This window comes from Ohtaekwangia kribbensis, from assembly GCF_042676245.1.
GTDB classification, from domain to species: Bacteria; Bacteroidota; Bacteroidia; order Cytophagales; family Cyclobacteriaceae; genus Ohtaekwangia; species Ohtaekwangia kribbensis.
The window spans coordinates 15,004-39,210 of the sequence record NZ_JBHTKA010000001.1 but is presented as its reverse complement, the minus strand read 5'-3'; the positions used below and the strand labels follow the sequence as shown (position 1 = coordinate 39,210).

Sequence of the window (24,207 nt, the reverse complement as noted above, 5' to 3'; positions counted from 1 at the left end):
GGTTTTAAATTGAGGGCGACCGGGTTTTGGTGTATTGGTCCGTCTTTAGCCCGATGTATCGTTAGAACTCGTTAGAACTGTGGTTTAACTACCATCTTTTGTCTCGGTAGTTGGCCCCATCGTTGGCGCGTCTCGGAACGCTCCCCCAACGCCTGCGGGTCTTCGGTTCGGATTCTCCGTTTTCTCCAGGCACAGTTTTTACAGGAAGGCCGTCTATATTCTTTGTGCCCTTCTCGATCTGTGCTAAATATCCCTTCTCCGGATTCATTAAATACTCGTAGTTATTTAGCACACGTTCCGGTATTTGTTCATCCGGCACACGCTCATATATAAAGTATATGACAAGCACCTTTGCCCAACGTAATACAGTTTTATGTCGAGCGTTTCCAGTCGCTGAAAAAATCAGATCAGTATCGTACTTCGTAGCGAGTGCGTCTTTAAGAATAGAAACTGCTTCGTTCTCTGCATCATCCAGGATAGCTTCTTCGTCTTCGTCTGCGGCTTCTAATATTTGATCAAGTCGGTACGTCCTGATCTGTGTTTTATAGTCGTCTCTTGAAAGGAATGTGCTCATGTATATTTAGTTACTGTGATACTCGAATGAAATTGTATCGGGATGTATACCACCACAATGTTTACAGGGTATAGGTTGACTGCCGAACACAAGTGAGAGCAATTGCTTTTTTACTCTGGTCGATTCAAGGAATTCCATCAAATCGAAAAAGCGCTTATCCTGCTCGCTCACTTTTTTTGCGATACACACCGGAGTGTGATTTCCTTTGTTTTCCATTTCTGGTTTTGCGTTTGTTAAGTAGATAGATGCCGCCTTCGCATGCGTCCGGCCCGTCATCATGGCCGTTGGGGAATTCGAGAAACTGATCACGTAGCGTAATCATATCCGGATCTTTTTGCAGCTTCCTGTTGAATCGCAGGCAACCAGATTCAGAGATTGGAGAAAGGTCTTCTATACGGCCTTCTTTGTCAGGCTTAGCCCGTTTATCAGGTCGTATCCGAAGCTGCTCCGGCCTACTATCACCCTCCTTTTTGTACTCCTGCATGAAGAGATCTTCTTGTATGAAGTTTGCCTCCATGTAGTGCGGACAGTTTACACCACGCTTGCCGATATTGATTGCCGGGTGCCGTTGTTTGCCCTTCACTATATCATCAGCGAGGTAGTGCGCTTTTACCATTGCTCCACGCGAAGCATGACGCACCCAACACCAAAGTACATCGTAGAATGAGCCAGACTTTCCGATCAGAACTAAACCTTTCGTGTCACCGCTTTCTTTGTAAGAAGGATCGAGGTATGTTATCAGTGCATCGTATCTATCGAGTGGTAAGCAGTCAACCCACGGTAGGTGCTCTTCTTTGAAGATGTTACCTTCTTTAACATCCTTGTGATAGAAGTTTCGCATAGCATTGCGATACCCCATCTTTTTAATTCTGTTGTCAAGGTGAGCAACAGTATATCTTCCCCATGCAGGTTTACCTCCGTCTGCAATGAGTTTCATTTTGCGTGTTACCGGATCTTCTGTTGCATATACTTTGATATGAACAAGCCCTTCGCGAATCGGATCACCTTCATTAACATCACCAACAAGGTGCGCCATTAAATCTTTATCGGCTGTTCTGTTGTTGGCGAAAATCATTTTACTGCCTTTGATGGCAAGACAGCCGAGCAGTGTACCGAGTACATAGTCAACATCTTCTTTGATACGCTCCTGGTTCTTGCTTCGTCTTCTGTTTGCAGCATCATCGACCGAGCAATAATTAGGACGCTTCGCTGCATTACGAACACCGGCAGGGTTCTGTCCTAAACCGAAAGACCAAAAGCCTATACCGTCCGTTGTGGTGAAGTGCCCATCACTCCAGTTACCGATAGTTCGCTGTTCTCCGAAGTCGGCTATATATCTTCTGTTCTCCAGGAGTTCGGCTTGCATGTCTCCAAGTAGTACGGAAGCTTTACTGTCTGTCTCGCTAACGATGATCATTCCGGTTAGCCATTTTGTAGCCTTCAGGAACATCGGGATAAATATATCTGCGAAGACAGATTTGGCGTGCTCGCGTGGCCACTCCAGCGCACAGAGTATATCTTCCTTCGTTAGAATCTCCTTCGCTGCTTTCCTATGAAACCATCCGAAGTCGCTGTCGATATAGTGCGGGAAATAATAGCGACAGAACTTTTCAAAGTTTTGAGGCTTCAATAGTTCGGCTATGCGTTGCTCACGTTGGGCGGCTGTCTCGGTAACCTCTACAGTTACTTCGGTGGCTGAAGAAATTCGAGTTCGGAGGTCGAGCCATGCTTTATACTCTTTACTCTCTGGGCTTTGTTTGATCATCATAAGTTCTTACGCTTATAGTGCATATAGTCGTCCGCTATATCAAGAAGCTTTTTAGCGAGGTCTATATCTCGTTCAGAAACAAAGCCTATAAAATCTTTAGTATTGTTAACAACTACAGACCAATCGAGTTGTTTTGCCTTTACTGTAGTCCACAGTTTTTGGAGCGCATCAATGTCGCCTTTGTCGAGTGTGGGCAACTCGTAATCTTTTTCTTTCTCCGCTCTCAGCTCGGCATCCTTTACCTGTTTGTTGATTACGTTCAGTTGATAGTTTATCAATTTCCAAACGAGATCTTCAGCCGCTTCGCGATTCATTCCTTTTTTAGCTCGCTTCTCTTCCCATCTATACTTCTGTTTCCAGGTGGTTATAGTCTGCTCGCTTACGTCAAGGATTTTCGCGATTCGTTTTTGATCCCATCCGATCTCAAACATCTCCTGTGCGTCCTTCTGTTTGTCTGTCATGGTGCAAAAATGTAAGTAAAAGAGCCGGTTCGAAAGGCGTTGTTTACTCTCACTAACTATATATATACTCTAAGACTGAAGATATATACTGAGAGTGTAGATGCACTTGTGAGGGCCGTTTTATGCCCACACATTTGAACTCGAATTATGTACGAACTCAGAGCGCAATCAGCAAAAGAAACGGACATCCTGATGTATGGAAGCATTGGTGAGTGGGGCCGTGTTCGAGCTGAAGATGTTTACAAAGCTATTTCTGATGCTAAAGCGAAAGGTTATGTAAAGGTTAATCTGAAAATCAATTCTCCAGGAGGATCGATCTTCGAAGGTATAGCTATACTCTCGCAGATGAATGATAAAGACATTGTTATACACGCATGTGTCGAGGGTATAGCTGCATCTATGGCATCTGTGATTCTGCAAGGTGCGCGAAAACGAAGCATGGTAAGAGGTGGTCGCCTTATGATACATGAGGGATCAGGTGGTGTATATGGTAACACTACCGATATAAGAAACTACGCTGACCTGCTCGAATCGCTTAACAAAACGATGGCCGATATATATGCGAAGAGCACGAAGAAAGACGCGAAGTGGATTTTAGAAAACTGGATGGCTGACGGTAAGGATACATGGTTTACCGCTGAACAAGCTTTGAAGGCTGGTCTAATTGACGAGATCGTGGACGACAAAGTAAAGCCAATGCCGAAAGAAGAAGCTTCGCTCGTGGAGATGGCCGCACACTATAATCAATTCTTAAAAACTGACTCAACACAAAATCAAAAGATGGATAAAGAACAACTGATAAAGTTGCTCGGTCTGAAGGCTGACGCAACAGAGGCCGAGATCATGGTAGCTCTGGCCGAAATGAAAGCGAAAGCTACGACCTCTGCTGCACCTGCGGCCACTAAACAAGACCCTCCTGCTGCACCTGCGCCTACCAAACCCGCAGTAGAAGGATCAGCCGAAGACAAAGCGAAGCTGGTTGAAGCTGTTATGGAAATCGCGAAGTCGAAAGGTGTCACAGACGAAAAGCAGTTGGCTGCAATCAAAGTTATAGCGGGCTACGACATTAAAGCGGCTATGGATATACTCCCATCGCAGGCCGCTGCTGAAGCTAAAAAAGAGGAGGACGAAAAACCTCCCGTTGCTGCAAGTATAAATGATCTTCTGACCCTGATGAAGGGCGCAAATGTAGGCAACGGTGCTGCTGCTTCTGGAGATCGTAAAGGATGGAGCTATAGCGAGTGGCAAGCGAAAGATAGTGCCGGTCTTATGACAATGGCCCGCACGAAGCCGAAAGAATTTGCCGCACTCTTCGCTGCTGAACACGGATATACTCCTACTGAGGCAGAAATCAAAGAGCTGGTTTAATACTCAACTACTCACTTAACAAAAAACTCAATCATGAGCTTTTCAGCTATAGAAAAAATCAACTGGCCTCAAGGCGAGGCCGATGCACAGACACTCGCCTATGCAGCAACGCAAGCGGTGACTATCACGAATATGATGACTATTCTCACATTCGCGATTCTAACCGGTGATACTACTCTTAACCTTACTATTGATTCACAAGTGAGAAAGGGTGCAAAGCTTGTTCTGAAAGTTCCGGCTACAAACAACGCTGATGATCTTACTCTCGGCACTGGTATAGATGCACCTGTAATTGTAGGTGTTGCCACAAAAACAAAAACACAGTCATTTACCTACGATGGAACGCTGTTCATTCCGGACGGTGCTGCTGTACAGATCGACTAAACAAAACGGTTACTTAACTCTCCCTTAGATACACATGAAAACTATTTCAAAATTTCTGTATAACCTGATCGCGATTTCTCTTATCGCTTCCATTCTGGTATTCTTCACCGGAAGTATATATTTCGCTGGAGGTATAGCCGTAGCGTTGTTTTTACTTCAGTTTGTGCCTGATAAAACTCCTGCGAATGTGTTGCCTTCAGAAGTTATTCGCAGGCTCTTCTCCAGCGACTTGCAAGAAAGGCTATATCCTGATAACTCATTCTATGCGGGTACGCAACAGGATACTGCTGCTATAGATGTAGAGGAAATCGAGATTCCACAGGATGAAGATGGAGAAGCTGAAGTGGTAGTTAATCCTACACAACTTCCGTTGCCTATATCCATCGAAGAAGACAAGAAGAAAACCTACGGAGCGGATCTTCTTGTAACGAAGCCAACAGCCGTTACCTATAACAATCAGTTACTGGTAAGCTATGACAAGCGTGCGGCTAAACTCCGCAAGCACTTGAATTCTCTCGACCGTCAGTTAGCAGAAAGAATTATGTACGGATGGTCGCCATCTGTCGCGAACTTCATTCGTCAGACTACGGGAGGTACTACACGTGCAGCAACGGCTCCAGGTGCAACCGGCACACGCAAGCGCTCAATAGAGGACGATTGGATGTGGGCGTTTACCCTGTTCAATACGCTAAATATACCCGTTGAGGGAAGACGTGTTGTGGTGCCGCCTACAATGTTGGAAGATATTATCGCTATCAAAAAAGCCTACGGACAGGGTACTGATAGCAATAATCAATTACTCGCGAAGGGTGCAGTTACTGAATTGTTCACTTTCAATGTGTTCGTAAGAAGTAAGACACAGGTATATACCGAAGCTGCAACGCCTGTTAAAAAGGCCATCGGTGCGGCTACGGCTACTACCGACAATCTCGCGGCTATATTCTATCACACTCAAATGGTGCGTCACATTAAAGGTGATGTGCAAGTGTGGATGGACAAAGAGCCACGTGGTGAATACGCAGGTGCAAAAGCCATGAACGCAGGTTTGCGCGGTGGTGGTGCTATCAGCCGTCTGTCTGAGATCGGTGTAGCTGCCCTGGTTGAAGACAACTAAGAGAAACGGTTCCCTAACTTTTATACCCCTGGGTTCGAAGCCTCCTATATATATAGCAGGCTTCACCCTCTACCGAAACTCTAACTTCTAAACACCTTGTCTCACTTGAAAGATAATGCCGCAGGAACTGTAGGGGGATTCCTTACAGTGATGTTGACGGAAGTAAGTCAGCAGCCTATAGTTGATCTAAAGACCCTCATTGGAACGATTATCCTTTCTGCATTGGGTGCCGTTGTCGGTCACTTTGTAAGTAAAGGGTTAAAACTACTCGAAAAGAAATTTTTAGCATGGTGGAACAAATCATAAAGTTCTTTCGCAAGTATAATGAACTTATACTCGGCCCGCTCGGTATAGTGCTGTGGTTTGTATCTGCGCCTATACTACACTATATAGATCCTACCGCTGCGACCTATGATCTCGCGGTATTTCAGAAACTGCTATTTGGTTTGATGACCTTCAATGTGTGTACAGCCAATGCGTTGCTTTTGATTCGTCTCGTTAACCCGTCCGTGTTCAAGTTCTTGACACAGGATTTTGATACAGCCTTTTCAACTCTAAATAACAACTCATGGGAAAAATTAAAATTATCCTTTGCTGTGTGGGCCTGCTTTCTGTTTGGGCTGCTCATGGCTATGCAGGTGCTTTAGACGAACGATGTTCGAATGACGCATGCAGAATAGAAAAACAACTCCTGGTCGCTACGACCTATACCTCTCAGATCGGGGTAAAAGAGAACCTGGGGCCGAACGATAGTAAAGAGATCCGCGCGTATCTCTTAGTTACGGGTGTAAAACATCCTGCTTCCTGGTGCGCGGCATTTGTGGCCTACTGCTTTACTGTAAATGGAGTTGATAATCCGAAGAATGCCTGGAGTCCGTCCTGGTTCGTGGATAAATCGAGGTTGATAAATCCGCAGAAAGTCAAGCCTGAACGAGCCGACACTTTTGCAGTATATCACAGGGAGCTAAAACGGATCGCACATATAGGTTTCGTTGACACATGGCCTCCAGGTGACTACTTCATAACTGTAGAAGGTAATACAAACAATAACGGATCGCGGGAAGGTGACGGAGTATATAGGAAGAGGCGATTAAAGAAAAACGCTTATAAGATTTCGCGGTGGATATAGCCGCATGACAGAATAAAGATAAAGTATATATGATACGTGTAACCTCCTTCTTCGCAGTTCTGATGGTGTTTCTGCTTGTAGCGGTTGGGTGTAGTCGCAAGACTACATCCTCTGTTACGGAAACATTAGATAGTACTCATGTGAAGGAGGTTCCACGTCTTTTACCTATTTCTGTTCCGGGTGCTGCTGTTATTATCAAAAATAAAATAGAATGTGACCCCGCTACAAACAAGCCGAAACCATTTACGCGCGAAAAGAAATCAGGCCATTCTACACTAAAAGAAAAAATGGACACTGACGGTAATCTGACTACCGAATGCAGGTGTGACTCACTTGAATTAAAAGTACAGGTAATGGATAGAGAGATCTTCCGATTAAGACAAAAAACTGTGACTAAAACCGTGATTGTGACCGAATATAAGACCAGGAAGATAGATATAGTCTGTCGATGGTTTAGCGGAATTGTTCTGCTAATTATAGTCGGTCGTATCGCATTAAAATACTATACATTCTCATGGATTCGAAAATAGCATACCCAACGTTCGAAGAGGTAAAAGGATACTTTGATTCTTACCCAAACGAGCAGACTATATATTTTACAAGTGATGGTCAAGCGTTCATGCAAAAGAACGTAAACGATGCAAAGAATCATCAGCGGAGACTCGACCCTGCAAAGGAACTGTTATCTATATCCAGGAAGGAGTATAACAAAGTAGCAGGTATATATACACCTGATGCCTCAAACGAAGATGACGACCTGGACGAAGACAACGATCTGGACAAAGACGAAGATCAAGGTAATACACTTGATGATCAAAGCGGCCAATCGTCAACAGATGAAGAAGCAGAAGGTAAAACCAGTAGTAAGGAAATAACTGTAGAGGTAGGTTTCTCTCCTGATTCAGAGGGTGCATCGACTTCAGAAGTTGTATCTACCGAAGCTCCTGCTTCAGAGACTATATCTACTGAAGCTCCTGTGTCAGAAGTTGTATCTACTGAAGCCCCGAAAACAAAGAAGGCAGTATCAAAGGCTGAAGCTGCCATGAACGACAAGACAAAGAAGAGCGGCAACGCTAAAAAATAACCTGCAATGGCAAGACCTAAAGTATCAATTACCCTTCTTAATAATCAACTCGGACAGCGTGATGCTTCCGAAGACGGTGTCGCTGGGCTTCTGATGACCGGTATCGCAACCGGCAGTATAGCGTTAGGTGAAACTAAACTCATTAAGAGCCTACAGGAAGCAGTCGATTTGGGCTTAACTGCTTCCTACGACACCACCAACACGACCAACGTGTATAAAACCATAAGCGACTTTTATAAAGAAGGTGACGGCCCGGAGCTATATATCAACATCGTTGCTAAAACAACGCTGATGGCGGCAATGGTAAATACATCGAACAACATTCTGAAAAAGTTGCTAAATGATGCCGAAGGTCGTATCCGGATATGTGGCGTTGTGCGTGTGCCTGATGGTGCTTACGTTGCTACCTATACCAATCAGGTGGATGCTGATGTAATCACTGCTATACCTTTAGCGCAAGCCCTTGCCGATGAATTTGCAGCAGCTTTTAAACCCGTTCGAATTATACTCGATGGTCGCGATTTTCAGGGCAACACTACATCGCTCGGTGATTTGAAAACTATGTCAAATAACCGTGTTTCTGTCTGTTTGGTTACCGATGTGGCAAGCAGCAAAAACGCTTCTGTTGGTTTAGTGCTCGGACGTCTTGCTGGACTACCGGTACAACGTAAGATCTCGCGCGTGAAAGATGGACAGGTGGGTGGAACGGTTGGTATAGCAGGCGCATATCTCACTAATCAAAGCGCGAAGATTGATACGCTTACAACTGTAGCGCAAGACGCTGTACATGATAAAGGATATATATCAATGATGAAGTACGCTTCCAAAACGGGCTACTTCTTCACTGGAGATCCTACAGCGACAAGCGCTTCGGACGACTATAATTCTATAGCGCGTGGACGTGTGATTGATAAGGCTATAACTATCGTCAACGAAGTATATACCGAAGAGCTTGAAGACGACCTGGACGTAGATGAAAACGGACGAATCGCTGCCGGAGTAATCAAAGATTACCAAAGCAAGATTAAGAAGGCTATAGATGCAGCGATGACAACTGAAGACGAAATCAGTAGCTGTCGCGTTGTGATCGATCCGAAACAAAATGTACTATCAACTAACAAACTGATTGTGCAGCTATTCATTATTCCGAAATTCTATTCGACTGAGATAGCGGTAACAATTGGTTTCGAAAACCCGGCTAACGCTTAAACGACAACATGGCTACAAAACCTTTTAATTCGGAAGAATACAACTTTAACGACTTGCAGGTTGTAATGCTTGGAAGGCCCGTTGCTGGACTTCGCGGTATACGCTATAAAGTAAGTCAGGATAAAACCAATGTATACGGAGCAGGCTCTAAACCTATAGCTCGCAGACGTGGACAAAAGTCATACGAAGGAACGTTAAAAATTCTTTTGAGTGAACTCCGTTCGCTACTGGAGAGTGCAGGTAATGGTAAGGATGCTACAGATATACCTCCTTTCGATATTACCGCTGCATACGCTCCATCTGTTAGCGATCTGATTACAACCGACCGCTTAGTATATGTGGAATTTACTGAATGTGAAATTGATATTAACACTGGCGATAGCGAGACCGTAGTAGAGCTTCCTATTATCATTGGAGATATAGAGTATAACGTATAAAGAAATAAACCCCCGTAAGGAAAGAGGGCAGCAGGTACGTAAGTCATATCGTAAGGCGTAAGTCCCTCTTAATGTTTTTAACTAAAAAACCATCAGATCAAAGTATGAAACCACGCAAACCCATCAGCGCAAAAGTCACATCAACCTTTAGTCCTACTCCAGAGCAGATTAAAGAATGGAAAGAAAAGCACATACATATATATCAGCTTGATACTGCCGATGGCAGAAGCTGTATCGTGTTTGATCCTACCTTTAACTCGAATCTTGCAATAATGAAACTCATTTTGAAGGCGTTCACGCTGGGAGATTATGAGTATGCAGAAGCAGTAATAAATCAATGCTGGGTTGGAGGTGACGACAGTATAAAAAAAGATCCGCGCGCTATAGAGGGATTCATACCAAAAGTAAAGGATATTATCGAGCTGCCGGATTATGAAGTTATCCAGGATGATGAGCAGGAAACAGCAACGATTATATATGAAGGTCAATCGTTCCGGGTTAAGCAGGCAGATCGTTTAGATACTAAATATGCCGAAGACAGAAACAAAGGTGATAAGCCTCTCGATACGCAGATGTATCTCCTTGAAAGGCTTGCTATAGATGATCTCACTCCCTGGAGAAACACGCGCGGCTATTTAGCGCTACTGTTAGCAATGGGTGACATTAAAAAATCTGTCCAGGTAGCAGTAAAAAAGCTTTAGAAGATGCAGAGTCCGCTCTAGCATCTTCACATATAAGAAAATACGATGCCTTTATATGGTACTATGCTCACATAGATCCCGACACGCTTTCACTTGAAAAGTGGGCACAACTAGCGAAAAGTATTGAGTGGGCAAGAGACCAGGAGCGAATCAAAAGTGACGAACAACTTAACAAGCTACTCTCCACTTAATCATGAAAGTATACGAGTATATTATCCGTCTCAAGGATCAGGCATCGCAGGCACTGCGAAAACTTGCCAACGGATCATCACAGGCTCGTAGTGGATTAAATAATCTCACAAACTCAGCACGCAAAAGTCAAGGTGTATTCAAGCAGCTTGCCAATGAATGGGACTTAATGTCTGTCATTGGCGGGCGGCTTGCAAATATTTTAGGCGCTACAGCCCTTGCCGGTTCCTTACTTCTTTTAGGACAGCGAGCGATAACACTCGCGGCAGATCTCGAACAAACAAAAGTAGGTTTTGAAGTAATGCTCGGAAGTGCGCAGAAGGCTGATACTATGATTAGTCAGCTACGCTCATTCGCGAAAGTTACTCCGTTCGAGACGACTGATCTCGTGAAGGCTACCGAGACTATGTTAGGCTTTGGTATAGCAGGACACAAGGTAATGCCAACGCTGAAAATGTTGGGCGATGTATCGCGAGGTAATGCAGAGAAATTGCGATTAATAACGCTCGCATATTCTCAGATACAGGCAGCGGGTAAATTAACAGGGCAAGATTTACTCCAGCTTATTAACGCAGGGTTTAACCCCCTCCAGGAGATCTCTGCGAAGACAGGTATAAGTCTGGCAGTACTGAAGAAGAGAATGGAAGACGGTGCGATCAGTGCAAAGATGATTGAAGAAGCCTTCCAATCTGCGACTTCTAAAGGTGGTCGTTTCTTTGGTATGATGGATAGACAGTCACGTACATTCTGGGGTGTGTTGTCAACCGTTCGAGATGAGTTTAACGAGTTTTTAACTGATCTCGGAAATAAGGCTCTACCCGAAGCTATGTCGTTGCTGAATAGAACACGAACTATACTCAGTGATATAGCAACGAAAGTAGATTTTGGGCCTCTGATTAAATCATTCCAGGACTTCTTCAATGCTATGGATAGCGCTTTTGGAGTTTTGCGTGAACTGTATGCACTTCTAGGATTTAATACCACGCAAGCCAATGCTATGCAAATTGCTTTCAATGGGTTGGCTTTAGCGATGCGTGTAGCGACAGCTCCTATAAGATATATACTTACCGCATTCAGGTTTATGATTCAGCTCGGTAAGACACTCGTAGAAGTATTTTCCGGTGTGGGTAAAGTATTGGCAGGTGTATTTACTCGTGACCTTAGTCTCATATATGACGGGCTTCAGACCGCAAAGAATGGCTTAAACATGGGAGCTGATCTTGTTAAAAGTGTTGGTGACTTTGTTAAGAATGAGTACGAAGGATACAAGGGTATATTTACTACTGGTAACAAACCTGATCCGCTGGAGATCGTTGCGCCTAAAGGCGGTAAAACGGTTGTAGAAAAAAATGGTGCAAGCGGTGGCGGTGCTGATCTTTCCAAACTCGACAACGGTCTGAATAAAATTGCTGCTGGAGGTAAACAGTCAGTTAACGTAACAATTAATCTTCAGAATCTTATCGGTACACAGAACTTCGATGTTAAAAACATCAAAGAGTCTGTTCGTGATATGGAGAAGATGACAATCGAAGCTCTGCTCCGTGTAATCAATTCAGCTAACTACGCAGCACAACAATGAGTACAGCCGCAGATATAGGGCCTCCGTTCAACGTTGGCGACAATACATATAAGGATTCGAACATACTTCAAACTCGATTCAACTTAAATGAAGTATATCAGGCTGCGTTTGGCACTGTTCGCCCGCCTTATCCAGAGCTGGTTAAAGAAAGCAAGGGTACAGGCTTGTTGCCTTTCGGATCTATAGGAGCGTTAAAGGGATCATTCAAGCTTAAAAGTATATTCAATACAGACTATACTTTGCCGACAAAGATTGATGATTGGCAGATACCGCAGGAACCTGTTATCCGCATACGAGGCGGTGTTAATATAGTAGAGACTTCATTGGTTCGTCTCGATCCCGTTACCAACGCAATACAGCGTAAGAATGTGTTGGAGGAAGCGAACCTCAACAACTACCAAATAACAATTCGGGGTGTAATTCTCAATGAAGAGAACTTCAATTCATATCCTGAAGAAGCTATTAGAAGGCTGAAGGAAATAGTTGAAAAGCCAGGAAGTAGAAGTATAGAAAATGGAATAACAGCACTATGGGGAATTACTAAAATAAAGATTGTCGACTGGGATCTTGACGAAGTAGAGGGATACCTGGGAGCACAGGCTTTTGAATTACAATGCAAAAGTGATGAAGATTTCGAACTCGAAATTAACGAGAATATAGAACGTGTTTACGAATGAAATTGATTATGTCTTTTATTCTTGCTTGTGAGATACTGATTACTCAGCCGACCAGGACAATTAAATTTCGTCAGGTAAACGAGGTTACGATAGAGAAGAGCTGGAGAGAGCTTGCAGACACATGCGAGATAAAACTACCGAAACATGTGTCAGTAAACGGGGAGCTAACAAATACCATCGAAAAGTATATATCTGTTGGCGATGCGGTTTCTGTTAAACTGTGGTATGCGAACAGTCCTATACATGAAGAGTTCAACGGATTTATAAAGTCACTCAAACCAAATATACCTTTTGAGATTCATTGCGAAGATAATATATACTTTCTCCGCAAGACTAAAATAAAGAAGTCCTGGAAGAAGGCAGATAGTGTAACCTTGAAACAGGTTGTTAAATACCTTATCGATCAGGTTAACGCACAGCATCCAACAGCCCGAATTACAATGAGTGGCAACCTTCCTGAAGTAACATTCAGCGAAGGTTTAGTTATTGATGCCGGGAATACTGCTGCTACAGCCCTCGAAAAGATCAGAGAGAACTACGGATTGGTTAGTTACTTCAAAGGCAAAGAGCTATTCACGGGCCTTGCTTATCAGCAAACCTTTGGCGATGTAAAATATAGTCTTGCCTGGAATGTAATCGAGAATGACCTGACCTATAGGAACGAAGATGATGTGAGGCTGAAGGCGAAAGCTATAGGTATACGCAAGGACAATCAAAAAGTAACGGTTGACGATGTAGGAGACGAAGACGGAGAACAGCGAACATTCTATTACTACAATGTAACCGACAAGTCACAACTGAAAAAGCTCGCAGAGGAAGAGCTGAAGCGATTGAAGTTTACCGGCTATGAGGGAGACCTAACAACGTTCCTGTATCCGTATGCTGAACCGTTAATGGTTGCTGACTTGAAAGATCCGAACTACGGTGAAAGCCGGTCCGGTAGATATATAGTGGATAGCGTTAAAACTGTGTTCAGTGCAGAAGGTGGAGCGCGTAGAACTGTAGAGCTAGGTATTAAACTAACGGTATGACAGCACAGGAAGAAAAGTTAATCCGTGGTTTAAGGGGCTTACTAAAGGTGTCCGCGATTGTCGAGATAGCTACGGTTATTTCTGTTGATGCGGAAGGTCTGTCGTGTGATGTGCAGTTAGCCGATGAAACGGATATACCAGACGTAAGACTGAAAGCAGCGCTCGACAATATAACGGATGGCATAGTGGAGTTACCAAAAGTTAATAGCACTGTCCTAGTTTGTTTGATTGGGAATGACAAGCAAACCCGTTTTGTGATTGCATGCAGTGAAGTTGATAAAGTGGTGATGTTTGACGGAACGAATGGTGGAGTCGTGAAGATACAACCGCTTGTAGATCGAATGAATGCTATCGAAGATAAGTTGAATGATCTTATCGGGAAGTTTAAAGAGCACACACATATAGGTGTACAAACTGGAGGGGGAACGTCAGGTATACCAGATCCTTCCTCCATTTTGATTGAAGATATAGATCAGACCGACAGAGAAGATCTTGAAAATACTAAAGTAGAACACTGATGCCGAATGACTATTTATTGGATGCTGATGATGATCTCCGAATAGAAAACGGAGATTTTGTTGTGGGGGAAAGCACCTCTCAGCACCTGAGTTTATTGCTTCGGCTGGAGAAGGGAGAGCTACGGCAATATCCAATCACCGGAGTAGGTATTAACAAATTCCTGGTTGACGATAATCCCGGAGATATATACCTGGAAATTCAGAAGCAGCTCATAGCGGATAACCTTACTATACGTAAGCTGAGGATATTGCTATCCGAATCTGACAATACGTTGCAAACAGATATAGACGCACGGTATCCATGAAAGCAAGAGTAGACCAAAACATAGTAGACTTCGTACTCCAGGAACTTGGATCTGTCGAGGGTTTGGTAGCCTTCGCCCGTGACAATGGAATATCGGTTGACGGCAACCTGGACGAAGTAACGGACTATAAGATACTTGCTTCATCCATCGTTCGGGCTGATATAGTTGCTTACTACGATAACAACGAACTGGAGGTAGCTACAGGTTTTGTAGAGAATACCTTCGATGATAGAACATGGGATGACTCGTTCGATGATTCATTCGGAGATTAAAAAGTAAAGTATATGGCACAAAAGACAGATGCACAGTTAAAGACCGATAACAATGTTATTCGTAACGAGACGGTAAAGAAGGCAAACACAAAGACACGTGTCGCGGATACGTTGGATCATTATGCGGACAGTAAAGTGAACCGCGCTACGATAGCAACAACGGGCACAGTTGTACAATTCGATGTTGAAAGAACTTACGGAGCGGTAAGTCCGGAGACGGGAAATATAACTGTTGATACGGACGGTGCTTGTCTTGGTATGGTTCAGTTGATGCGGCACAATCATCCTTCCACTGAACCGACCTTTTCTTCTCCGTTCAAGAGAGTTTCCGGAGAGTACGTTCCGGGAGTCCTAAACTATATATACATGGAGTATATATCTACTGCGGAGATATTGGTTTCAATCATGCAGCAACAATAGGTAATAAGTAAATGAGACGTAAATCCTTTCTGGCAAGTTTGGGCGGTGCCTCCGGAAATTTACCTCCGGTTGTTTCGGGTATAACTGTCACTGAAACCGGTGGAGTATTAACGCATACTTCAACGTATTTTGATCCTGACGGAGATCTCGAAGACGATCAGGTGCCGCTCGCTATTGGTGTAGGATGTACCGGTATTAATTTGCCGGGCTTTCTAAATCAGGGCGAGATACTTGCCGGCAGCTATACATACGAGCATATCAATCAGAAGGCAGAGGGTACGACTACGTTTAAATTCTATGCTGCTGACGATGCCGTGGGGACGAATGAAACAGTAATCGCCACTACTCAGAACTTTACTTTAACAAGCGCACAACTCGGGAAGCATATAGATTTCGGTGTGCGTCCTGTTACAAGTGAAGGAACGCTCGGTGCTGAAGTAAGGATCGGGTATAGCACAGAGGCAGTAGGCGTAACACTTACTACTATCACTGCACTGATTAAATTCTGTAGAGCTACATTCACAGCAATCACAGGCGATACACGTGCTTGGAATATAGCAAGCTCGGACACTCCAAACGAAAGCTTTGAATTAAATCACCTGATTGCTGCGAACGATAGTACGACAAGTACTTCGAGTAATCCTATACCAACTACACATCCGACAACCGTAACGTTTACCGTTGGTGCGGGGCTGCCTTATGTAGCTGGTAAGAAGATGACGTGCAGAGCTGGAGTTGCTGCATACTTTTGGGGCACTGTCGTTTCATATACCGGTACAACGCTGGTAATATCTTCTGAAGGCAATGTCGGTACAGGAACTTTTACAAGCTGGTTGATTGGATACGATTCTGAAGTAAATCTCGATGTTGATTTGGCTATGTCAAGTCAGGCGGGCCTCGGAGTTACCGTTGCCGGAACGGGAGCTGCCTCAGACTTCCCGGCAGGATCTGGTCGCGACTGGTGGTATACTCCAGCGGGCGCACCTCAAACACGAGGCTTCCAGTTAGAAATCCCTTCGCACCTTCGCGGCAGAACCTGGACAATAACAACGCTCCACAACAGAAGCTCTACAGCTCCGAACGCTATTGACTTAACCGTGGGAGGTGTAAACCAAACTATAGCCGATGTTACCGGTGCTGCCCTCGATGATGTGCTGGTATTCAATATATATGTGGACACCGAAACAACTTCAATAACATTCCGCTTCCTGGACGGTAGCGGTATTTGTATGATTAATGCAATGAAGATTTCAACTAAAGTTTTACCGTCATGATGAAACAGTATACACTCGATAATGGGAAGAGATTATATTCTTTTGACCCGGACGAACTGGTAACAATTCAAAACAACGAGGTAGTTACCGGAGAAGGTATTGCTTTGGGACTTCATCCCGAAGGAAAGAAGATAATGATCATGTTAAGCGGTGAAGATAAGCTCCGACAATTGGGAGTGTTTTCAAAGCTCACCGATGAGATGATCGAGCTATATGTATACCCTGGCGATAAGCCTGTGTTGGCAACTCCAGGGCGTTACTCCAGATCGTTAGCCTATCAAAAGTTGAAAGCAGTTCTAAAGGAAGGTAATGCCTTCCTTGATCCTATTTTAATGGTTTCTAAGTAAAGTATATATGGCAACGACTTACTTTTGGAATAAAGGTTTCACTATTGAAGGGCCGAACAAAACGGCCTACAATCCCGGCCCTATACAATTCAATCTGAATTACCTGGAGGCGCAAGTATCACAGTATGGTACTGTGAAGTGGACGTTTACAAATTCCAAAACAGGCGATGAATTAAAGACCGTTCTTTCTCAAAGTCCCTCTGTAGACTTCACTTACGAAGAAGGTAAAGACGGTGTAGATGTACTACTGGAGATTCGAGTAGGTACACACTTAATTCCTTTCTTCAAAGAGTCCAGGTTCTTTATTACTCAGGATCTATCGGAGGCTGATCATGTTATAAATATGTCTCTCGGGTCAGCCGATCCGTTAATCGATGATCTTACCAATGGACAACAGGAAGTAAATGCCGGTGCTATTGCTCCGGGATCTGTTATATACTTGTCTGGTAATTTAAGTACGGCACGTATTCGCTTTCGAAACGTTGTCGGTACTGCTGAAAATCCAATCTGGATTACAATAGATGATACCGACAATATATATACGCTCGACAAAAGCGGAACGTCATACGATGATGTATTCCAGTTTACTGATAACTGTCGTCACGTTCGACTTGTTGGTAAGAAGAGGGCGGACAGTACCTATAGACTTCGCTTTGTTGATGGCGGTATCAGTTCACAGCAGTTTCTCGGAGCCGCAGAAAGTCATCATGATATACGGGTACAGGATGTGGAAGTAGAGAACCCTCAAAGCTCTGGTATAAAGTTAAAACTCGATACAGTGAACCGGTTTACCGGTGCTTTCGATGACTGCATGGTGATAGGCAACTATATACATGGAGCAGGCAACGAATGTATATACATGGGACACTTTAACGCCAACTTCGATAGTACTTTTAACGGTGGTGATTATCATCACAGGATGAATAATCTTACCATAATTGCGAACCATTGTAAAAACGGTGGATGGGACGGGTTGCAAGCTTCTAACGCTTGGCTGAATTGCAGAATCATTTACAATCTGGTTGAAGAGAATGCGATGACCAGTACTTCCGGACAGAACTTCTCTATAGTTATGAACGGGGGCTTTAGCGGGCGTACAAACAATAATGTTTGCATACGTGAAGGTATGCAGTGTTTCCCCGGTGGATCGTTGGTGAGTATATTTAATAACGTTATCGATGGTTATAACAGCCAGAACGGTATATATGTACGCAGAACAGACAATCCTATGACTGTCGCACCAAACGGAGACAGCTATGTGCATAACGAACCTGATACCTTTTTAAATGTATTTCAGAACTTGATTATATCTATTCAAGATCCTATATACATGGCAGACTTTGACGATGCAGGCTCCGGCATTGTTCCTATATATGCACTCAACTTTGTAAACAATACGTTGTTCTTTTCGTCTCCGGTAGAGGGACAATTCCGCTACAATGAACCAGGAAGTTCACCTCCAGGAGTACAGATAAACAATTATGTAGCGGCAAGTATATCGGGTATTGGTCTGGCTGATCGCGATAACAAGGACTATGATTATTCAGATAGTTCAAGTATACCGAGTCAGACAACGAAAGGAGTTGATACTTCAGGTGCTGAGAATTTTGCTACAGATCTTGGAGGTGTAAGTATCATAACTGACAACACGCTGAAGATAACAGACCTGTTTAAAACTTCATTTGTCACTGACATAAACGATATGTGTGCTCCGCTAAATGGATACTTCGGGTTTGGGCATTCTCCAAGACGTGTAAAGAACCATGAAACGTTGCGAGAACCGGATATTACGAAAAGCTTAAAGTCATGGTATACCACAACGAAGGAATACGGTGTAGATGAATCTTGGAGCAACTTACAAGGCCCTTCCGATAAAGTTCAGTTGCCTGAATGTTATAGTGGGAAGATCAACCGAACGGCCGCAAATAACGGCCTTCGAATCGTAGGTGCAGAGAGAAAGATAGCGAAGACAGGCAAGCGCTACGGCCTGGAGTATTTTGATTTAGAAAGCAAAGCATTATGAGAACTATAGCGGAAATACTTGAGCAAATAAATATAGCAAAGCAACGCATAAACGAAATATACCTCAGCATTACCGGAGAGGTGAATAGTGATGCAACGCTCGCAGGTCTTACCAGTGCTTCCAAAACTGCTGAATTCAAGTTGTGGATATATATATGGGCTTGTATGTCTTATATACAGGAGCAGGTTTGGGAAGAGAAGCGGCTGGAGATAGAAGAAGAGGTTAACAACAGTGTGGCCGGGACTGATCAATGGTTGCAACAGGAACTATTAAAGTTTCAGTACGGTGATGCTCTTCTGATCAACACGACAACAAAGAAGCCGTACTATGCGGTAATAGATGCAACAAAGCAGATCGTTAAAAGATGTGCTGTTGTTTCAAGTGGTGGCGTTACGCAAATAAAAGTTGCGAAAGAAAACGGCTCCGGAGATCCGATTGCGTTGTCGGCTCCTGAGCTATCAGCTTTTGCAAGCTATATGAAGAAGATACAGTTTGCGGGCAGCAACCTGGGTGCTCCTGTTTCACTTGCTTCTGACAAGCTTAATGCGCCAATGACGGTATACTATAACGGTACTGTTGTGCTGGATGATATGAAAGCACTCGTTCAAGCTGCATTCAATAACTATTTGAAGAATCTGCCTTTCAATGCTGAATATAAAATATCTGCACATCAGGACTATATACAGGCTGTAGCTAATGTTAACGATGTTGTAATCGGAGTTGTGCAGGCTAAAGCAAATGCAGGAAGTTACGGCACTGTAAACAGAGTATACTATCCGGCAGCGGGATACCTGGAGCGCGATGCAACGATCGATTTTGATACCATGATAACTTACGTACCTCAGTAAATGGCATTAACAAGTTATTCTCTCGACTTCCTGAAGCTCGTAAAAATTCTTATGGGAACTATTCACCGTAAGACAAAAAGAGTTGCATGGTTAACGGCATCAATGAAGAACCTATCGGATACACACGATAGGTTTTTGGCGTATGCAGATCAGAAGAGCTATGAGATAAAATTCAATGGGCAGACAATCATTCTGGAGCAACTACTTATAGAAAAGTTTGGCAACGGGATATATATCACTAACAACCTGCTGGAGCTTAATGGTGCGTTTGTTGGAGAGGGAGCTGATACTGCTTTCTTTGTCGGTGAGGGTGATGATAATTCACAGTTCATTGACGAGACGTATTCGGTAGATGCTAAAAGCTTTATAGTAAACGTCCCTAGCTCGATCACCTTTGTTACAAGTGAAATGCAGGCATATATCAACAAATACAAAATGTACGGAACAACCTACGAAATAGTAATTATATGAAGAAGATACTTACAGGCAATATTGTCGAGAATGTTAGACGTCAACCATTCAACAAAGCTTCAGTTGATCATATTCAAGAGGCGTACACCGAGATAATTTCAGAGCTGGTTAAAGGTATCGTGAACGATGAAGCTGGAGTGATGTGTATCCGTGGTTGTGTTGATAGCGATGCGGGTGCTACTGCCTGGAATATCAGTGCCGGAGCTGTTGCTTATAATGGTGAGGTGTATTTGGTTCCTGCTTTTGTTGGTTCACACGGTAGTAATGTTCCTGTACTCAGTTTAACGACAACCTATCGAGCAGGAGATCCGGTGAAGTTCTCCGATAACAACGAGTACAATGTACATGAGATTAAGACGGCAGTATGGAGTATGGGTGCAAGTGGCTCCGGGTTGGTCGATTTCTCCGCGCTAAAGAGAATGCGTGATTATACGCGCCCCAATAACTTAAATGCTGGAGGTTTAACGTTGCGGCCTGTTATGCTGAATCCAGGAACGCTTTGGGATATGGATGCAAACGGGGATTATGATGTAGCTCACGGCCTTTCAGATGTTACTAAAATTCGCTCCATTGATGTAATGATAAAAAGCAATGGTGGTGGTATGTTCCCATTAATGCGAGTTTTAACGGGAGGCGCTGTGTGTGGTGGTATTACAAGTATCGATGCGACAAATATTACTCTGTTTAGGATAACAACAGCTAACGGGGGTATATTCGATTCTGCGGGCTTTAATGCATCGACTGTATACGTTACATTGTGGGTTTGGGCATAAAAAAAGATGCCCCTTCGGTCGGGAAGGGGCAACAGCCAGTGAAACATTTAGCATGTAGGGTAATGACGGCTAACATTCCCGACATTTCGAAAGTATATAAGTTTTTTCTTCTTTCCTAAAATATTTTCCGTAATTAGCAGCGCGTCCGCTGGGTATTCTAACGGCATTCTATTCGAGTTCGAGCAGTCGAACGGTCTTTAGCGGTATCAATTAGCTTTCAAATTTTTTTTCAGGTATTAAGCGATTTTTTGAGGTGTCGAAATATGCACTTTTTGAATTTTTTTTTGTGCATGTTCTGAAGTGGCGATTATATTCGCGACTTCGCTGATACGTAACACCTGATGCCCATACTTCCTGTTGGGAAATGGGCGGAAGTAAGTTTGCTTCAGTTATACTTACAAGCGAAGCATCAGCATCAAGCGATCTGATTTCTTCGAGTAACTGTGCGAACAGGTTCGAACGATTGACAACGGCATCCCAATCTGTCTTTTCAGAAAGGAAGTACGCGCCTAAGTGTTCAATGATAATTCCCTTTTTTGTATTATATAGTTTCATACGTGATATTACGGGTTGGATATATTTTGCGTTAGTACATTGGAGGTTGTCTTCAGCAGTGCATCGGGCTGTCCACCGCCAATGCTGATGCTGACAGGCCCCGCTATTGCAGGGAGCTTTACCTTGAACGCTATGTCGCGCGATTCACCAGCGTTCAGATGAATTCGTTTGAATGCCACTAAAGATCGTATGGTAGACTTTTTACCAACTGTATATTTTGATGAAGTATAAACCTGTGCTACTTCATCTCCTTCACGATTACCGGTGTTTGTTACTTTTGCTACGATGCGAAGTGAATCGCCTGCAAATTTTTCAATACTTAGATTGGAATACCGAAATGTAGTATAGCTCAACCCATAGCCAAACGGATAGAGTGGCGTACCTGGAAAGTATCGATAGGTTTGAGTCGTAATATGATAATCATCAAAACCGGGAAGTTGATCGGTGGATTTATAAAACGTTACAGGCAGTCTTCCTCCGGGATTATAGTCACCAAATAAAACATCTGCTATAGCACGACCTGCGGCTTGCCCGGGATACCATGCTTCCAGGATCGCTGTAACATGGTCGTTTTCCCAATTGACTGCGAGTGCACTTCCGTTTAACAATACAAGTATAACCGGTTTGCCGAGCGCGGTAACTTCCTTAATCAATTCTTGTTGAGCGAGCGGAAGATCAATCTTCGTTCGGTCGCCACCACGGAAGCCGTCAATCTTTACATCCATTTCTTCGCCTTCCATGTTGGGTGTAAGCCCCATACACATAATTACTACATCTGCCTGCCGTGCTGCGTTGAGTGCATTTTGTTTGAGGTCAGGTTTTGGAGCTGCCCACACAAGTTGAACCTGCGCATCCGCAAATGTTTCAATAGCTTCAACAACGATCCTATATCTTTTTCCAGCCTCGAGTGTAACAGGAACAGACTTTCGAAGTCTCGGATCGCCATACTCGTCACGAAAGTGGTATACTGTTTTAGCGACAACGCTGTCATTCAAATATAGCTTCGTGTTACAGGTAGATATAATGCCAAGCTGATACGTTCCCGACAGGGTAGGTCGTAGTTCGCCCGTCCAGCGAACACTGAAGTTGTCATCGTTCATTCCTTGTCGTGGTGCTTTATCAAACCAGTTTGCATCGAGTGTAGGTGTTACGTTTGAAAAGAGTGGTGATCCTGTTAATGTAATGTTGTCGAAGAAGTCTGCTTTCAGTCCAGGCTTGTTGTCATTTGTGAAAAGTATATTTCCAGGGATGGGATAGAACATCGGCATCCCGGTAGCAAGCTCTGATCCCTGCTCAAACAATACCTTCGTGTTGGCAGAGACTTTTTCTTTTATACCTTTCAGTGGTGTTATAGGTTGTGAGGGTACACCGTTGTAATTTCCGAGTAGCATCAACCATTGGTCTGCATTGGGTCCGATCACAGCCATGGAGCGAATATCTTTTTTAAGCGGAAGAATGTTGTCTTTATTCTTCAGCAGCACCATTGATTTACGTGCGGCTTCCAGTGCGAGTGCCTGGTGTTCTTTGCTGTCAACAACGGAATAGGGGATCTGCGCAAATTTTACTTTCTCTTTCGGATCAAACATACCAAGTTTAAACCTTGCTGTGAAAAGTCTCTTTACAGCTATATCAATGTCTGCTTCGGTAATAAAATTTTTATGAACTGCTTCTTTTAAATTTTGATATACCTTTCCGCATTCAAGATCAGTGCCTGCTTTCACTGCGATGCTGGCAGCTTCTTCCGGTGTAGGAACAATTTTGTGGTATTTATATATATCGGTGATGGCTTCGCAGTCGGACACGATGAAACCGGTAAAGCCCCATTCGTTACGAAGTATATCACTGAGTAATCGCGGACTGCCACAACAGGCTTCGCCATTGTATCGGTTATAGGCACACATCACCGAGTAAGGTTTTCCATTTTTGATGGCCATCTCGAAATGCGGGAGGTAGGTATCGCGCAGATCCTGCTCGTTCGTCTCGGCATTGAAGGAGTGACGTTCCGGCTCTGGTCCACTGTGTACTGCGAAGTGTTTTACCGTAGCTATAGTCTTGAAATAAGTCGGATCGTTGCCTTGCAAACCTTTAATGAATTCAGTCGCCAGTGTTCCGGTAAGAAGCGGGTCTTCACCGTAGGTTTCCTGACCACGACCCCAGCGCGGATCACGAAACAGGTTAATGTTAGGACACCACAACGTAAGGCCCTGGTAAATGAACCGTTTATCTTTCTCAACAAAGTTGTGATGTTTGGCGCGCGCTTCATCCGCAATTGACGTTGACACGCGGTATATCAACGCATCATCCCAGGTTGCACCCAGGCCTATAGCTTGCGGAAAAACGGTAGCCAGACCCGCACGTGCAACACCGTGCAATCCTTCAGACCACCAGTTATACCGTGGTATACCAAGTCGTTCAACGGCCGGGGCATCGTTCATCATCTGCCCGATCTTTTCATCTAATGTCATGCGTGCTACAAGATCATTGACGCGTTGGTCGATGGATAACCTGGTATCGAGGAATGGATATATGTCTGCGGATTTTTGTGGACGACAATCAGTCGCCAATAAGCAGGATAAGATGAGAACAGTGACAGGGTGTTTTATATACAGGCGACTCACAGGTTTACTGGCTTGTTCGTGCAAACTGTTCAGACCGTTGTCCGCAAACTACCAAAAATCGCCACTGTTGAATTTTAA

At 43.9% G+C, this 24,207-nt stretch carries 28 protein-coding genes; 23 read left to right on the top strand and 5 right to left on the bottom strand.

Annotated elements, in window-relative coordinates:
• Window positions 1-88: 88 nt before the first annotated feature.
• The 3 genes from ACFQ21_RS00175 to ACFQ21_RS00165 all read right to left on the bottom strand — a co-directional run bounded on the left by ACFQ21_RS00175 (window position 89) and on the right by ACFQ21_RS00165 (window position 2,803).
• Complete coding sequence (locus ACFQ21_RS00175; protein WP_377573107.1) at window positions 89-574, bottom strand: phage protein Gp36 family protein; 486 nt, start codon at window positions 572-574, stop codon at window positions 89-91.
• A gap of 154 nt (window positions 575-728) precedes the next feature.
• On the bottom strand, window positions 729-2,342 hold the full coding sequence (locus ACFQ21_RS00170; RefSeq protein WP_377573104.1) for a hypothetical protein: 1,614 nt from the start codon (window positions 2,340-2,342) through the stop codon (window positions 729-731).
• Entirely contained in the window at window positions 2,339-2,803 is a 465-nt protein-coding gene (locus tag ACFQ21_RS00165) for a terminase gpP N-terminus-related DNA-binding protein (protein WP_377573101.1), read from the bottom strand. Before ACFQ21_RS00165 ends, ACFQ21_RS00170 begins: the two co-directional genes overlap by 4 nt.
• A gap of 147 nt (window positions 2,804-2,950) precedes the next feature.
• Between ACFQ21_RS00165 and ACFQ21_RS00160 the strand changes: the two genes are divergently transcribed.
• The 23 genes from ACFQ21_RS00160 (at window position 2,951) to ACFQ21_RS00050 (ending at window position 20,956) form a co-directional block, all read left to right on the top strand.
• Window positions 2,951-4,171 (top strand): head maturation protease, ClpP-related, encoded by a 1,221-nt coding sequence (locus ACFQ21_RS00160; RefSeq protein WP_377573098.1) that lies wholly within the window; start codon window positions 2,951-2,953, stop codon window positions 4,169-4,171.
• Between the two features lie 33 nt (window positions 4,172-4,204).
• Window positions 4,205-4,555, top strand: a complete 351-nt coding sequence (locus ACFQ21_RS00155; RefSeq protein WP_377573095.1) for a hypothetical protein — start codon at window positions 4,205-4,207, stop codon at window positions 4,553-4,555.
• 34 nt (window positions 4,556-4,589) lie between these two features.
• Window positions 4,590-5,669, top strand: a complete 1,080-nt coding sequence (locus ACFQ21_RS00150) for a hypothetical protein (protein ID WP_377573092.1) — start codon at window positions 4,590-4,592, stop codon at window positions 5,667-5,669.
• A 105-nt stretch (window positions 5,670-5,774) separates the two neighbouring features.
• The gene (locus tag ACFQ21_RS00145; protein WP_377573089.1) at window positions 5,775-5,975 is read left to right on the top strand and encodes a hypothetical protein; all 201 of its coding nucleotides are present in this window, start codon (window positions 5,775-5,777) and stop codon (window positions 5,973-5,975) included.
• On the top strand, window positions 5,957-6,316 hold the full coding sequence (locus ACFQ21_RS00140; RefSeq protein WP_377573087.1) for a hypothetical protein: 360 nt from the start codon (window positions 5,957-5,959) through the stop codon (window positions 6,314-6,316). Before ACFQ21_RS00145 ends, ACFQ21_RS00140 begins: the two co-directional genes overlap by 19 nt.
• A complete protein-coding gene (locus ACFQ21_RS00135) occupies window positions 6,268-6,798 on the top strand; it encodes a CHAP domain-containing protein (protein WP_377573084.1) in 531 nt (176 codons plus the stop codon). The genes ACFQ21_RS00140 and ACFQ21_RS00135 overlap by 49 nt, the downstream gene beginning before the upstream one ends.
• Window positions 6,799-7,312: 514 nt before the next feature.
• The gene (locus tag ACFQ21_RS00130; RefSeq protein WP_377573081.1) at window positions 7,313-7,882 is read left to right on the top strand and encodes a hypothetical protein; all 570 of its coding nucleotides are present in this window, start codon (window positions 7,313-7,315) and stop codon (window positions 7,880-7,882) included.
• 6 nt (window positions 7,883-7,888) lie between these two features.
• On the top strand, window positions 7,889-9,091 hold the full coding sequence (locus ACFQ21_RS00125; protein ID WP_377573078.1) for a DUF2586 family protein: 1,203 nt from the start codon (window positions 7,889-7,891) through the stop codon (window positions 9,089-9,091).
• A gap of 8 nt (window positions 9,092-9,099) precedes the next feature.
• The gene (locus ACFQ21_RS00120; protein ID WP_377573075.1) at window positions 9,100-9,528 is read left to right on the top strand and encodes a hypothetical protein; all 429 of its coding nucleotides are present in this window, start codon (window positions 9,100-9,102) and stop codon (window positions 9,526-9,528) included.
• A gap of 104 nt (window positions 9,529-9,632) precedes the next feature.
• A complete protein-coding gene (locus tag ACFQ21_RS00115) occupies window positions 9,633-10,229 on the top strand; it encodes a hypothetical protein (RefSeq protein WP_377573073.1) in 597 nt (198 codons plus the stop codon).
• Window positions 10,230-10,422: 193 nt separating this feature from the next.
• Window positions 10,423-11,997, top strand: a complete 1,575-nt coding sequence (locus tag ACFQ21_RS00110; protein WP_377573070.1) for a tape measure protein — start codon at window positions 10,423-10,425, stop codon at window positions 11,995-11,997.
• Window positions 11,994-12,674: a DUF6046 domain-containing protein gene (locus ACFQ21_RS00105; RefSeq protein ID WP_377573067.1), complete on the top strand. Its 681-nt coding sequence runs from the start codon at window positions 11,994-11,996 to the stop codon at window positions 12,672-12,674. Before ACFQ21_RS00110 ends, ACFQ21_RS00105 begins: the two co-directional genes overlap by 4 nt.
• An 8-nt stretch (window positions 12,675-12,682) precedes the next feature.
• The gene (locus tag ACFQ21_RS00100; protein WP_377573064.1) at window positions 12,683-13,705 is read left to right on the top strand and encodes a hypothetical protein; all 1,023 of its coding nucleotides are present in this window, start codon (window positions 12,683-12,685) and stop codon (window positions 13,703-13,705) included.
• Window positions 13,702-14,223: a hypothetical protein gene (locus ACFQ21_RS00095; protein ID WP_377573061.1), complete on the top strand. Its 522-nt coding sequence runs from the start codon at window positions 13,702-13,704 to the stop codon at window positions 14,221-14,223. Before ACFQ21_RS00100 ends, ACFQ21_RS00095 begins: the two co-directional genes overlap by 4 nt.
• Window positions 14,223-14,528 (top strand): hypothetical protein, encoded by a 306-nt coding sequence (locus ACFQ21_RS00090; RefSeq protein WP_377573059.1) that lies wholly within the window; start codon window positions 14,223-14,225, stop codon window positions 14,526-14,528. The genes ACFQ21_RS00095 and ACFQ21_RS00090 overlap by 1 nt, the downstream gene beginning before the upstream one ends.
• Window positions 14,525-14,800 (top strand): hypothetical protein, encoded by a 276-nt coding sequence (locus ACFQ21_RS00085; RefSeq protein ID WP_377573057.1) that lies wholly within the window; start codon window positions 14,525-14,527, stop codon window positions 14,798-14,800. Before ACFQ21_RS00090 ends, ACFQ21_RS00085 begins: the two co-directional genes overlap by 4 nt.
• A gap of 12 nt (window positions 14,801-14,812) precedes the next feature.
• Complete coding sequence (locus ACFQ21_RS00080) at window positions 14,813-15,220, top strand: hypothetical protein (RefSeq protein ID WP_377573054.1); 408 nt, start codon at window positions 14,813-14,815, stop codon at window positions 15,218-15,220.
• 11 nt (window positions 15,221-15,231) lie between these two features.
• The gene (locus ACFQ21_RS00075; protein WP_377573051.1) at window positions 15,232-16,494 is read left to right on the top strand and encodes a hypothetical protein; all 1,263 of its coding nucleotides are present in this window, start codon (window positions 15,232-15,234) and stop codon (window positions 16,492-16,494) included.
• Window positions 16,491-16,841, top strand: a complete 351-nt coding sequence (locus ACFQ21_RS00070) for a hypothetical protein (protein WP_377573048.1) — start codon at window positions 16,491-16,493, stop codon at window positions 16,839-16,841. Before ACFQ21_RS00075 ends, ACFQ21_RS00070 begins: the two co-directional genes overlap by 4 nt.
• 7 nt (window positions 16,842-16,848) lie before the next feature.
• Window positions 16,849-18,864, top strand: coding sequence for a hypothetical protein (locus ACFQ21_RS00065; protein ID WP_377573046.1), 2,016 nt, complete (start codon window positions 16,849-16,851; stop codon window positions 18,862-18,864).
• Window positions 18,861-19,712, top strand: a complete 852-nt coding sequence (locus ACFQ21_RS00060) for a hypothetical protein (RefSeq protein WP_377573044.1) — start codon at window positions 18,861-18,863, stop codon at window positions 19,710-19,712. The genes ACFQ21_RS00065 and ACFQ21_RS00060 overlap by 4 nt, the downstream gene beginning before the upstream one ends.
• Window positions 19,713-20,183, top strand: coding sequence for a hypothetical protein (locus ACFQ21_RS00055; RefSeq protein ID WP_377573042.1), 471 nt, complete (start codon window positions 19,713-19,715; stop codon window positions 20,181-20,183).
• Window positions 20,180-20,956 carry a hypothetical protein gene (locus tag ACFQ21_RS00050; protein WP_377573039.1) on the top strand — a complete coding sequence of 259 codons (777 nt, stop codon included), beginning with the start codon at window positions 20,180-20,182 and terminating at the stop codon, window positions 20,954-20,956. The genes ACFQ21_RS00055 and ACFQ21_RS00050 overlap by 4 nt, the downstream gene beginning before the upstream one ends.
• A 210-nt stretch (window positions 20,957-21,166) precedes the next feature.
• On the opposite strand, the gene ACFQ21_RS00045 is transcribed toward ACFQ21_RS00050, so the two are convergent.
• A complete protein-coding gene (locus tag ACFQ21_RS00045; protein WP_377573037.1) occupies window positions 21,167-21,511 on the bottom strand; it encodes a hypothetical protein in 345 nt (114 codons plus the stop codon).
• Window positions 21,512-21,519: 8 nt separating this feature from the next.
• Window positions 21,520-24,075 carry a glycoside hydrolase family 3 C-terminal domain-containing protein gene (locus tag ACFQ21_RS00040; protein ID WP_377573034.1) on the bottom strand — a complete coding sequence of 852 codons (2,556 nt, stop codon included), beginning with the start codon at window positions 24,073-24,075 and terminating at the stop codon, window positions 21,520-21,522.
• Window positions 24,076-24,207 lie beyond the last annotated feature (132 nt).